The following is a 12,111-nucleotide window of genomic DNA, read 5'->3' as shown; positions in this document are numbered from 1 at the left end:
CACCCAACGAGCCAGGCTCTCGCCCGGTGGACGGCGACGCAACGACTGAGCCGCCGCCGTGGCAGAACGCCACCCGTCGCGGCGAGTCCACGCCTTCCCGGCAGGCGCCCCAGGCCGGCCCGCCGCCCCAGGGCGCCAGTATGCGCGCCAGCCGGTACGTCACCGGGGTGGCGGCTCCGGATCTGTCCGCAATGGGTGGGATCCCGCAGCGACCGGACCCCGAGCAGGTGCGAGCCGAGTCGCGGGCCGAACGCACCGAAGTCAACTCGATGGAGGCCTACCCCAGCGAGTTGCCGAACCTCTCCGGCGGGGTGGCCAAACCTCCGGCCCCGCGTATGCCGGCCGCGGAACCGGCCCCCGCGTCGCGGCCCACGGTATCGCTGGCGAATCGGTTCCAGCTTGCCGGCAGCCGCGCCGCCGGTAACGGGTTACGAGCGACCATGCAGATTCGCTATATCGACCCGTGGAGCGCGCTGAAAGTATCGGCACTGCTGAACGTGGCGCTCTTCTTCGTGTGGATGATCGCCGTGGCGTTTCTCTACCTGGTGCTCGGGGCGATGGGCGTGTGGAGCATGCTCAACAGCAACGTCGGTGATCTTCTCACCAGCGGCAGCGGCGGCGGAAGCGACTTGGTCTCGGCCGGCTCGATCTTCGGCGGCGCCGCCTTGATCGGCCTGGTCAATATCGTGCTGCTGACGGCGATGGCCACCGTCGGCGCCTACATCTACAACCTCAGCACCGATATCGTCGGTGGTGTCGAGGTGACCCTCGCCGATTTGGACTGACTTCTCGCCGGCGCCTGCGGCCCTCGGCGGTTTGGGCACGTGGGTGCCGGTGCGGTAACCTTCGCGTGCGATTACGGGCCTATAGCTCAGGTGGTTAGAGCGCTTCGCTGATAACGAAGAGGTCGGAGGTTCGAGTCCTCCTAGGCCCACGATGACCTGGTCAACGCGAAATACGGTCGTGACGCTGGCGGTGCTGGTGCTGGTCGCGGTGACGCTGCGTACTCGCCGGCACGGTGAGGTGTGGCACAGCCTCGGCTGATCAGGTCGACGAGGGGCCTTAGCTCAGTTGGTAGAGCGCTGCCTTTGCAAGGCAGATGTCAGGAGTTCGAATCTCCTAGGCTCCACAGAACTTTCAGGGCCGTCACGCGTGCGACGGTCTCGCTGGCGCACCCTGATAGGGGCACCGCAGAGTGCGAGTGGCACACTGATCCGGTGACCACGAGCCCCATCCCGACCGCGACAGCGACCATGCACACCAACCGCGGTGACATCAAGATCGCCCTGTTCGGCAACCACGCCCCCAAGACCGTCGCCAACTTCGTCGGCCTGGCACAGGGCACCAAGGATTACTCCGAGCAGAACGCCACCGGAGGCAGCTCCGGACCGTTTTACGACGGCTCGATCTTTCACCGCGTCATCGATGGCTTCATGATCCAGGGTGGTGACCCGACCGGCACCGGGCGCGGCGGCCCGGGCTACCGGTTCGCCGACGAGTTCCACGGCGAGTTGCAGTTCGATCGGCCCTACCTGCTTGCGATGGCCAACGCCGGACCGGGCACCAACGGTTCGCAGTTCTTCATCACCGTCGGTCCCACCCCGCACCTGAACCGCAAGCACACCATCTTCGGCGAGGTTCTCGACGAGGAGTCGCAGAAGGTGGTCGATGTGATCGCCGGTACCGCAACCGATCGTGGAGACCGTCCGTCCGAGGACGTTGTGATCGAGTCGATCACCATCTCCTGAGAGTGTCACCCGGCGCCGGTTGATTAGCCGGCCCAGCCGGCTCCTGCTGTTTAGCCGGCCCAGCCGGCGGCGGTGAGGTCGTCGAGCACGTTCAGCGGGTCGGTTCCCAGATCCCAGCGGGTGAGCACTATCAGGTTGTCGCCGCTGTCGATCTCCAGCAACCGCACCTTGCGCCCGATCCGGCGGAATTCGGTGATACGGATCGAATCGATGTCGGCGCGGGCCAGCGTCCGGGTGCGCAACCAGCCGCGGTAGACCAAACCCTCTCCGGTCAGCGCCAGCCGTGGGCGGGCCCGCCAGGAACCGGCGGCGAACACCAGGAGGCCGACGGCGGCGATGCCGCCGAGCAGGCGCCCAGGCGCGTCGTCGGCCACGACTGCGGCGCCTACCGCCATCAGGATTCCGGCTGCACCGGTGGCCAGAACGGCAGCAACCCGGGGAGCCCAGGCACGGCTATCCAAGGTTATCCACAGACGTTATCCACAGTGGGGATGAATCACACGGTTGTTATTGCTGTCATCGCCAGCGCATCGTGAGCAGCAGACCCGTGATCATGAAGCCGAAAGCAATGGCGTAATTCCACGGACCCAGGTCGCTCATCCACTGCAGCGCATCCGGGGTGTCGTAACCGGACGCGGCAAGCTGGAACACCAGCAACCACACCAGACCGATCAGCATCAATCCGATGAAGAACGCGACGAACCACACACTGGACGGGCCGGCTTTAACCTTCACCGGCGTGCGGCTGACCGATTTGACGGTGAAGTCGTTCTTCTTGCGAACCTTGGACTTGGGCATGGCTACCTCCCCCGACGGAGTCGGTGCGACGATGGTGCCGATAGGACTATGAGACTTACGAGACTAACTCAGCGACCGTGCGACGAAACAACCGCGGACACCCCCGGCCGGTCCCGGTGGCGTTTCGCCGTGCCGGCGGTCTGCCTGCTGGCGGGCCTGCTACTGGCCACCACCCACCTGGTGTCGGCCGGACGGGAGCTCCGCGGCAGCGACTCCCCCCGCCTGGTCGACCTGGTGCGCGGCACACAGGCCACGGTGGATCGCCTGTCCGCCCAGCGGGATGCTCTCGTCGCGCAGATCGACTCGACCCACGGCGCCTCGGCGGGCACCGCCCTGGCGGCTATCGGGACCAGGTCGGCGGCGCTGGCCGAGGAGGCCGGGCTCGACCCGATGCGCGGACCCGGGCTCGTGGTCACCCTCACCGACGCCCAGCGCGACGCGGACGGGCTCTTCCCCCGCGACGCCGCCCCTGACGACCTGGTGGTTCATCAGCAGGACATCGACGCGGTCCTCAACGCACTGTGGAGCAGCGGCGCCGAGGCGATCCAGATGCAAGACCAGCGGATCGTCGCCACCTCCGCGCCACGGTGCGTCGGCAACACGCTGCTGCTCAACGGTCGCACCTACATCCCGCCGTACACCATCACCGCAATCGGGGACACCGCTGCCATGCGGGCAGCGTTGGGCGAGGCCCGCCTGATCCGGCTCTACAAGCAGTACGTGATCCGGTTCGGCCTGGGCTACACCGAGCAACCGCTGACCGACGCCACGGTGGTCGGTTCGTCCGGCCCGATGCGGATGCGCTACGCCCAGCCGTCCGGCCCGGTCGGCTACTGAACCGGGCCCAGGTCACCCCCGGTAGCCTGTCAGGGGTGCAGGTCTTGGTCGTCGACAACTACGACAGCTTCGTGTTCAACCTGGTCCAGTATCTGGGTCAGCTGGGTGTGGACGCGCAGGTCTGGCGTAACGACGACGCCCGACTGACCGGCGATTCCGCTATCGCAGCGGCGGCCGCCGAATTCGACGGAGTCCTGCTGAGCCCCGGACCCGGCACTCCGGAGCGAGCTGGGGCCTCGATCGGACTGGTCGGTGCATGCGCGGCTGCCGGGACCCCGCTTCTCGGCGTGTGCCTGGGCCACCAAGCGATCGGAGTTGCGTTCGGGGGCACCGTCGACCGTGCCCCAGAACTGCTGCACGGAAAGACCAGCCAGGTTTTTCACACCAATAGCGGTGTGCTGCAAGGACTTCCGAATCCTTTCACAGCCACCCGCTACCACTCCCTGACGATCCTTCCGGAGACGGTCCCGGCTGAGCTGGAGGTCACCGCGCACACCGAGGGAGGGGTGATCATGGCCGTCCGGCACGTCGAACTGCCCATCCACGGTGTTCAGTTCCACCCCGAATCCATTCTCACCGAGGGCGGCCACCGGATGCTGGCCAACTGGCTGGGCTACTGCGGTGGCGCCCCGGATGAGGTATTAGTCCGTCGGCTCGAGCAGGAGGTCGCCGACACGGTGCGCCATGCACTCGGTGGTCCGGCGGCAGCGGCTACGACGCAAACGCGAGCGTGATCGAACTGGCGAAGCCCGCTCCGGCGCCGGCCGCCGGGATCTGGGCCACCACCGCGTTGGCCCGCTGACCGCTGTTGGGCACGTCGGGACCTTTCACCAGAATGCCGGTCCAGCCCAACGCCCGCAGAGCGGGCTCAGCCTCGGTCCAGAACTGCCCGACCAGGTTAGGCATCACGAACTGGTTGCCCCTGGAGATTTGCAGGGTGATCGAGGAGTCGACCGGAGCCGAGGAGCCGATGGCCGGATCAAGACCGATGACCAGCCCGGCTGGCTCGGGGCTGTCCACCGGTGCGGTGAGAACGGTCTGGAATCCGACGGTGTTGAGGTTCTTGGTCGCAAGGTCGACGGTCTGCCCGGTGACGTCGGGAACCTCGCGGGCGGCGGGACCACTGCCGACCAGGATGGTGATCTCATTGGTGATCGCCGAGGTCTGATTGGCCGGCGGGACGGTGCCGAGAACCTTCCCCTTCTGCTCCGGCGTGGAGGGCCCATCGGCCTGCTTGAACTTGCCGAACCCTGCCTCGGTCAGCTTTTTGACCGCGTCCGCGTAGCTCAGTGTCGCGACGTCGGGCACCTCACGCTGCTCGGGTCCGGTGGACACGTTTACGGTGACCTCATCACCGGCGGCGATGGTGGAGGTGGCCCCGGGTTCGGTGTTGATGACCTGGTCCGGCGGCACGGTGTTGTCGGGCTTCTGCTGAGTGCGCGTCTTGAAGCCCTTGTTCTGCAGGGTCGCGATCGCGTCGGCGGACAGTTGACCGCGTAGGTCGGGGACCTGGACCGCGCGTGGATTGCCTCCGGCCATATTGATCGCCAGGGTGATCACCACGGTCAGGATGGACAGGACCGCCGCGGCGATCAGCCACCGGCCGAGCGGGCCGCCGCGTCCGGAGCGGGCGTAGCCGTAGGCGCCGGCGAACATCCGGCCCGGGTCGGTCCGCGGCCCGGACCTCGAGGCCATCATCATCGAGCGATCTGCGGAGGTAAGCACCTTGGGTGCGTCGGGCTTTTCACCACTGTGCACCCGAACCAAGTCGGCGCGCATTTCGGCTGCACTCTGGTAACGGTTGTCGGGGTTCTTGGCCAGAGCCTTGAGCACTACCGCATCGAGTTCCGGGGAGATTCCGGCCCGCTTCATCGACGGCGGGAACGGATCCTCCCGCACGTGCTGGTATGCCACCGCCACCGGGGAGTCGCCTACGAAAGGCGGTTCACCGGTGAGGATCTCGTAGAGAACGCACCCCAGGGAATACACGTCGGAGCGGGCGTCGACCCGTTCGCCGCGGGCCTGCTCCGGGGAGAGATACTGCGCCGTGCCGATCACCGCCGCGGTCTGGGTGACGCTGTTGCCGCTGTCGGCGATGGCGCGGGCGATACCGAAGTCCATCACCTTCACCGCACCGGCGTGGGAGATCATGATGTTGGCCGGCTTCACATCGCGGTGGATGATCCCGTGCTGGTGGCTGAAGTTCAGCGCCTGACATGCATCGGCAATCACCTCCAGCGCGCGCCGCGGCGGCATCGGCCCGTCGGTGTGGACGATGTCGCGCAGTGTCACACCGTCGACGTACTCCATCACGATGTAGGGCAGCGGCCCGGCCGGTGTCTCGGCTTCACCGGTGTCGTAGACCGCGACGATCGCCGGGTGATTGAGCGCCGCGGCGTTCTGCGCCTCGCGGCGGAATCGGAGATAGAAACTCGGATCGCGGGCCAGATCTGCGCGCAACACTTTCACCGCGACGTCACGGTGCAGACGCAGATCGCGGCCCAGGTGCACTTCCGACATACCGCCGAAGCCGAGGATCTCCCCCAGCTCGTAGCGGTCGGAGATGTGGTGCGGGGTCGTCATGGCGTCGACTCGGCTGCTGCTGTGGGGGTGGCCGCCGTGGCATCGAATCGGATCAGTCTGATCGTGACGCCCGGGTCGTATGGATCAGATGTCCATCCGGACGGGGCGACCGGTGGACCGCCCGGGGCATCCGGTGTGACGGTCTCGGTTTCGGTCTGCTGAATCGGGGTGCTGTTGCGCTTGTCGCGGTCGGCCAAAACGATCAGGATCGCGCTGATGATGGCCAGCGCGCCGAGCACTCCGGCAGCCCACAGCAGTGCGCGCTGCCCCGAGGAGAATGTCCGCCGGGCCGGCGGCGGGGCACTGCGAGTAACCGGGACCCGCGGCCGGGTGGTGTTGGCGGCGCGGGCGGCCTCCACCGCGGCGCGCTGTCCCGGTATGGCCGCGGGGCTGGCCTTGATGGTGGGTGCGGAGTTCGGTCGCGGTGGCCGGCGACCGGCCCGCACCGCGGCGACCGCATCGGCGAACTGTCCGCCATTGCGGTACCGGACGCCCGGATTCTTCACCAGCGTGATCTCGATGAGCTCCCGAACATTGGGCGGCAGATCGGCGGGCAGCGGTGCGGGCGTCTCCTTGATGTGCTTCATCGCTACCGTCAGGGCACCATCGCCGATGAACGGCCGCTTGCCCGAAACAGCTTCGTAGCCAACAACTCCCAGTGAATACACATCGCTGGCCGCGCTGGCATCCTCGCCGAGCGCCTGCTCGGGCGCGATGTATTGCGCCGTCCCCATCACCATTCCGGTCTGGGTGACGGGGGCGGCGTCGACCGCTTTGGCGATACCGAAATCCGTGAGCTTCACCTGGCCCGTCGGGGTGATCAGGATGTTGCCGGGCTTGACGTCGCGGTGTACCAGGCCGGCGGCGTGGGCAACCTGCAGCGCGCGGCCGGTCTGTTCGAGCATGTCCAGGGCATGACGCAGTGACAACCTGCCGGTGCGCCGGATCACGGCGTTCAGCGGTTCGCCGTTGACCAGTTCCATCACCAGATACGCGGTGCGGCCCTCGCCGTCCATATCGGTCTCGCCGTAGTCGTGCACCGCTGCGATACCGGGATGGTTGAGCATCGCGACAGTGCGGGCCTCGGCCCGGAACCGCTCCAGGAACTCCGGGTCGGAGGAGAACTCCTGCTTGAGCACCTTGACCGCAACGCGGCGGCCGAGCCGGCTGTCGACGGCCTCCCAGACCTGTCCCATACCGCCGGTCGCGATGAGACGCTGCAGCCGGTAGCGCCCAGACAGCATCACTCCGACGCGGGGGCTCATTGTTCGCCTCGCTTCGCGCGCCCGGGGCTGCTCACGACGCCCCCTGCAATACCGCTGCCATGGTCGCTCGGCCGATCGGGGCGGCCAGTGCGCCGCCGGTGGCGGCCAACCGGTCGCCACCGTTCTCGATCAGGACCGCGACAGCGACCTTGGGGTTCTGCGCCGGCGCGAACGCGATGTACCAGGCGTGCGGCGGAGTGTTGCGCGGATCGGTGCCGTGTTCGGCTGTGCCGGTCTTGGACGCGATCTGCACGCCGGGGATCGCCCCCGTCTGCTGGGTGAATTTTTCGGCGCCGATCATCAAATCCGTTAGCTTAGCCGCGACCTGCGCGGAAACCGCGCGACGCAACTCGGTCGGCGCGGTCGTGCTGATGTCGGAAAGGTCCGGCCCTTCCAGCCGATCGACCAGATACGGCTGCATCAGGACACCGCCATTGGCGACCGCGGCAGCCACCATCGCGTTCTGCAGCGGTGTCACTGCGACGTCTTTCTGCCCCATGCTCGACATCCCCACGGCGGCGGCATCGGACATCGTTCCCACGGTTGACTCGGCCACCTGCAACGGAATGGGCGCCGGAGCGGTGTCGAACCCGAAGGCGTCGGCCGTGGTCCGTATCGCATCACCGCCGATGCGGATGCCCAGCTGTACGAACGCGGTATTGCAGGAGCGCGCGAACGCCTCCCGCAAGGGGGCGGTGGGAGCGTCGCCGCACGGCGTACCGCCGTAGTTCTCCAGCGTCGCCGTACTGTCGGGCAGCGGTATCTGTGGCGCTGCGGTCAATGGTTCCGCATCGGTGATGCCGGCCTGTAGGGCAGCTGCGGTGGTGACGACCTTGAACGTGGACCCCGGCGGGTACCGCTCGGTGATGGCGCGGTTGGTCAATGGCGAGTTGGGGTCGTCGCGCAATTGCGCCCAGGCCGCGCCCTGTGCCTCGATGTCATGACTGGCGAGCAGGTTGGGGTCATATGACGGTGCGGAGATCATCGCCAGGATCTTCCCGGTGGCGGGGTCCAGGGCGACGACCGATCCTTTACAGGGTCCGCCGTTGCAGCCGCCCCGCATGGCATTCCAGGCGGCCTGCTGCACCCGCGGGACGATCGTGGTGCCGACGTTTCCGCCGCGGGGATCGCGGCCGGTGAAGAAATCGGCCAGCCGTCGGCCGAACAACCGCTCATCTGAGCCGTTGAGCACGGGATCCTCGGAACGCTCCAAGCCGGTACTGGAGAAGCGCAGCGAGTAGAAACCGGTCACCGGCGCGTACGCCGCCGGTTCGGGGTAGACCCGAAGGAACCGGTAGCGACCGTTTGTCGACAGCGAATACGCCAGCAGTTGGCCGCTGGCTGTGATCTGGCCGCGCTGACGGGAGTACTCGTCGAGCAGTACGCGCTGATTGCGCGGATCGGAACGCAGCGCGTCCGCCCGGAAGACCTGCGTCACCGTCGCATTGGCGAGCAGCAGCACGACCAGGGCCATGACCATCAGAGCGATCCGACGCAATGAAGTGTTCATACGCGACGCAACACTTCGGTGTGAGCGGCTGCGATCGGGGTGTGCTGATTGGTGTGAATGGGCCGCCGCGCCGCATTGCTGATCCGGATCAGGATGGCCAGCAGTAGGTAATTGGCCACCAGCGAGGAACCCCCGTAGGACATCCATGGGGTGGTCAGTCCGGTCAGGGGGATCAGCCCGGTGACCCCGCCGACGACGATGAACAGCTGAATGGCCAGGGTGCTGGCCAGCCCGGCAGCCAGCAGCTTGCCGAAGCTGTCGCGCACCGCGATCGCGGTGCGCAGCCCGCGGATGATCACGATGGTGTAGAGCATCAGGACCCCGGCCAGGCCGACCAGGCCGAGTTCCTCACCGACGGCCGCGGTGATGAAGTCGGTGGACGCCGCCGGAACGGTTCCCGGCTGCCCATTGCCCAGTCCAGTTCCGAACACCCCGCCGGTGGCGAAGCTGAACTTCGACTGCACCATCTGGTAGCCGGAGCCCTCAGGATCGGCGAACGGATCCAGCCAGGTCTGCACCCGACCGCGGACGTGGCCGAAAATGTGGTACGCCACCAGGCTTCCCGCACCGAAGAGTGTCAGCCCGATCACCACCCAGCTGATCCGCTCGGTGGCGACGTAAACCATCACCAGGAATGACGCGTACAGAAGTAGTGAGGTTCCGAGGTCCTTCTCGAACACCATCACCGCAACCGAAGCGATCCACGCCGCCAGCAGCGGGGCGAGGTCACGGGGCCGGGGCAGGTCCATGCCCAGGAAGTGGGTGCCCACCGAGGTGAAGAGGTTCCGCTTGGCGACCAGTACGCCCGCAAAGAAGATCAGCAGCAGAATCTTGGAGAACTCGGCCGGCTGGATGCTGAAGCCCGGCAACCTGATCCAGATCTTGGCACCGTTTGTCTCCGACAGGCTCGTCGGCAGCAGTGCCGGGATGGCCAGCAACACCAGGCCGGCAACGCCGCAGGTGTAGTCGTAGCGCGCCAGCATCCGATGATCGGTGAGGAACACCACGGTCGCTGTGAAGCCCGCGACGCCGACCATCGTCCACAGCATCTGCTGCTCGGCGCCGGGGCCATCGCCAGGTGTGCCGGGCACCAGATCGAGACGGTGGATGAGGACAAGCCCAAGACCGTTCAGCAGTGCGACCACCGGAAGCAGCAGCGGATCGGCGTAGGGCGCGAAGCGCCGGATCGCCAGATGGGCGCAGACGAACAGGGTGAGGAATACGAAGGTGTAGCTCAGCAGGTCCCAGGAGAGCCCCTGTTCCTGATTAGCCTCCACGATCAGCCACGCGATACCGGTGATCAGGGTGGCGAAACAGAGCAGACCGAGCTCGGAATTGCGCCGGGTCGGCAGCGTCTGCGTCAGGGTGATCGGAGATTGCGGGGCTGTTGTCGAAGCGGTCATGTTGCCGCCCGACAGTCGACACCGGGTTTTTGTTGCGGGGCAGGAAGACTCGCGCTTGTCGGCGGAGCCGACGTGGTCGGGCCACTCTTGGGCGCGGTGGTCGGTTTGGCGGTCGGGGCCGGCGTTGGTTTCGCCGCCTGCGGGGGTGGACAGATCGGAAGTAGTGAGCCGTGGGACAACTCGTTGAGCTGGTGGATCGCGCTGTCCAGGGTGCCGGCCGGCAGGCCCGCCGTCACCTGGGCGCGCTCTGACGGTCTGAGGTCTCCAACGGCGAACAGTTTGCAGTCCCGTTGCGAGTCGGCCTGATCCGGACTGATCTGGGACAACACGTTGCGATCGCTGAGGCAGCCCAGCAGGAACGGTTTCTGCAGCGGAACGCTGAGGAACGAGCCCTGAATGCCGCGCATGATCGCAACCGAGTCGTTGTACGCAGTGACGTAGTAATTACCCTGAATCGTCCTGTAGCCGATCCCTACGGCGCTGAGCAGGGCGATCGCGACCAGAAGTGCTGCGATGAACAAGGGACGACGCGATCTCGGGGCCGGCGGTTGCGGTTCCAGCACAAGCTTTTTCGCGGCCGGCTGGCGCGGCGCGATGGCCGAGGCCCGTCCGGCAGAGGTGTTCGGCGGCTTGACGTCATCGTCCTCGCCGGAGACCGCCCCGGCCAGAATCGGTTGCGTCTGTCCGGCGAAGTCGTGGTCGACAACGTCGGCCACCACCACGGTGACGTTGTCGGGGCCGCCGCCGCGCAGAGCGAGTTCGATCAGCCGGTCTGCGCTTTCGGTCGCGTCGCCGACCTTCAGGGCCTCAAGGATGGTCTCGTGACTGACCGGATCGGACAGACCGTCGGAGCACAGCAGGTAACGGTCGCCGATCCGCGCCTCGCGCATGATCAGCGTCGGCTCTACCTCGTGTCCGGTCAGCGCCCGCATGATCAGCGATCGCTGCGGATGGCTGTGCGCCTCCTCCGCGGTGATCCGGCCCTCGTCCACGAGGGTCTGTACGAAGGTGTCGTCCTTGGTGATCTGGGTCAGCTCCCCGTCGCGCAGTAGGTAACCGCGGGAGTCGCCGATATGGACCAGTCCGAGCCGGTCGCCGGCAAACAGGATGGCGGTGAGGGTGGTCCCCATACCCTCCAGTTCGGCGTGCAACTCCACCTGGTCGGCGATATCCGAGTTCCCCTGGTGCACAGCGGATTCCAGCTTGCTGAGCAGATCGCCGCCCGGTTCGTCATCGTCGAGATGCGCCAGCGCGGCGATTACCAGTTGGGAGGCGACTTCACCAGCGGCGTGCCCTCCCATACCGTCGGCGAGCGCAAGTAGGCGGGCTCCGGCGTAGACCGAGTCCTCGTTGTTGGCGCGCACCAGTCCGCGGTCGCTGCGGGCGGCGTAGCGAAGGGCCAGGGTCACGGGCGCAACTCGATCACGGTCTTGCCGACGTGCACCGGCGTACCGAGCGGAACCCGCACTGCGGTTGTCACCTTCGACCGATCGAGGTAGGTGCCGTTAGTGGAGCCGAGATCCTCGACGTACCAATCCGGACCACGCTGAGCCAGGCGAGCGTGCCGGGTCGAGGCGTAGTCGTCGGTGAGGACAAGGGTGGAGTCATCGGCGCGGCCGATCAGCACCGGCTGGGAGCCCAGGGTGATCCGCGTTCCGGCGAGCGCACCCTCGGTGACCACCAGATAGCGAGCCGCGGTCCGAGCCTGCCCGGCGGTGGCCCGCGGTCCGCGCAACGTCAGGCCTCGCCGCACCATCACCGAACCCGACGGTGCGTAGATATCGGTCCGCAGGATGCGCAACACCGAGAAAATGAACAGCCACAGCAGCAGCAGGAAACCGGCACGGGTCAGCTGCAGTACCAGTCCCTGCATGCGGCCCTCCGTCCTTGTGCCGTGATCTCAGCCTCGGCGACGACGGAAAAACCGGGCCGACTCCGGCAACGTCACAGAATACTTGGACGCCGCA

At 66.8% G+C, this 12,111-nt stretch carries 12 protein-coding genes and 2 tRNA genes; 6 read left to right on the top strand and 8 right to left on the bottom strand.

Going from position 1 to position 12,111, the window contains the following annotated elements; genetic code table 11:
* Positions 1-26 precede the first annotated feature (26 nt).
* From ACR2JI_RS10570 to ACR2JI_RS10555, 4 genes are all read left to right on the top strand, one after another.
* Positions 27-785 (top strand): DUF3566 domain-containing protein, encoded by a 759-nt coding sequence (locus tag ACR2JI_RS10570; protein WP_526390023.1) that lies wholly within the window; start codon positions 27-29, stop codon positions 783-785.
* A 75-nt stretch (positions 786-860) separates the two neighbouring features.
* Positions 861-934, top strand: a tRNA-Ile gene (locus ACR2JI_RS10565).
* 122 nt (positions 935-1,056) lie between these two features.
* Positions 1,057-1,129: transfer RNA gene (locus tag ACR2JI_RS10560), tRNA-Ala, on the top strand.
* 88 nt (positions 1,130-1,217) lie between these two features.
* Positions 1,218-1,748, top strand: coding sequence for a peptidylprolyl isomerase (locus ACR2JI_RS10555; protein WP_526390022.1), 531 nt, complete (start codon positions 1,218-1,220; stop codon positions 1,746-1,748).
* Positions 1,749-1,798: 50 nt separating this feature from the next.
* Here ACR2JI_RS10555 and ACR2JI_RS10550 read toward each other — a convergent pair whose 3' ends face one another.
* Together ACR2JI_RS10550 and crgA are read right to left on the bottom strand one after the other, a co-directional pair.
* Positions 1,799-2,209: a PH domain-containing protein gene (locus tag ACR2JI_RS10550; protein ID WP_526390021.1), complete on the bottom strand. Its 411-nt coding sequence runs from the start codon at positions 2,207-2,209 to the stop codon at positions 1,799-1,801.
* Between the two features lie 55 nt (positions 2,210-2,264).
* A complete protein-coding gene (gene crgA / locus ACR2JI_RS10545) occupies positions 2,265-2,546 on the bottom strand; it encodes a cell division protein CrgA (RefSeq protein WP_526390020.1) in 282 nt (93 codons plus the stop codon).
* A gap of 48 nt (positions 2,547-2,594) precedes the next feature.
* On the opposite strand from crgA, the gene ACR2JI_RS10540 reads away from it, so the two are divergent.
* Both ACR2JI_RS10540 and ACR2JI_RS10535 read left to right on the top strand, forming a co-directional pair.
* On the top strand, positions 2,595-3,383 hold the full coding sequence (locus ACR2JI_RS10540; RefSeq protein ID WP_526390019.1) for a DUF881 domain-containing protein: 789 nt from the start codon (positions 2,595-2,597) through the stop codon (positions 3,381-3,383).
* 35 nt (positions 3,384-3,418) lie between these two features.
* Positions 3,419-4,117: an aminodeoxychorismate/anthranilate synthase component II gene (locus ACR2JI_RS10535; RefSeq protein WP_526390018.1), complete on the top strand. Its 699-nt coding sequence runs from the start codon at positions 3,419-3,421 to the stop codon at positions 4,115-4,117.
* Here ACR2JI_RS10535 and pknB read toward each other — a convergent pair.
* Genes pknB through ACR2JI_RS10505 form a run of 6 tightly spaced genes read right to left on the bottom strand, consistent with a single transcriptional unit; the run spans position 4,095 to position 12,017 of the window.
* On the bottom strand, positions 4,095-5,966 hold the full coding sequence (gene pknB / locus ACR2JI_RS10530; protein ID WP_526390017.1) for a Stk1 family PASTA domain-containing Ser/Thr kinase: 1,872 nt from the start codon (positions 5,964-5,966) through the stop codon (positions 4,095-4,097). The genes ACR2JI_RS10535 and pknB overlap by 23 nt on opposite strands.
* Positions 5,963-7,231 (bottom strand): protein kinase domain-containing protein, encoded by a 1,269-nt coding sequence (locus ACR2JI_RS10525; RefSeq protein ID WP_526390016.1) that lies wholly within the window; start codon positions 7,229-7,231, stop codon positions 5,963-5,965. The genes pknB and ACR2JI_RS10525 overlap by 4 nt, the downstream gene beginning before the upstream one ends.
* Positions 7,232-7,262: 31 nt before the next feature.
* Positions 7,263-8,741, bottom strand: a complete 1,479-nt coding sequence (pbpA, locus tag ACR2JI_RS10520) for a D,D-transpeptidase PbpA (RefSeq protein WP_526390015.1) — start codon at positions 8,739-8,741, stop codon at positions 7,263-7,265.
* Positions 8,738-10,144, bottom strand: coding sequence for a peptidoglycan glycosyltransferase RodA (gene rodA, locus ACR2JI_RS10515; RefSeq protein ID WP_526390014.1), 1,407 nt, complete (start codon positions 10,142-10,144; stop codon positions 8,738-8,740). Before rodA ends, pbpA begins: the two co-directional genes overlap by 4 nt.
* The gene (locus ACR2JI_RS10510; protein WP_526390013.1) at positions 10,141-11,553 is read right to left on the bottom strand and encodes a PP2C family protein-serine/threonine phosphatase; all 1,413 of its coding nucleotides are present in this window, start codon (positions 11,551-11,553) and stop codon (positions 10,141-10,143) included. Before ACR2JI_RS10510 ends, rodA begins: the two co-directional genes overlap by 4 nt.
* The gene (locus ACR2JI_RS10505; RefSeq protein WP_526390012.1) at positions 11,550-12,017 is read right to left on the bottom strand and encodes an FHA domain-containing protein FhaB/FipA; all 468 of its coding nucleotides are present in this window, start codon (positions 12,015-12,017) and stop codon (positions 11,550-11,552) included. Before ACR2JI_RS10505 ends, ACR2JI_RS10510 begins: the two co-directional genes overlap by 4 nt.
* Positions 12,018-12,111: the final 94 nt, after the last annotated feature.

Source organism: Mycobacterium sp., assembly GCF_051006775.1.
Classification (GTDB): Bacteria; Actinomycetota; Actinomycetes; order Mycobacteriales; family Mycobacteriaceae; genus Mycobacterium.
This window is presented reverse-complemented; position numbering and strand designations above follow the sequence as displayed.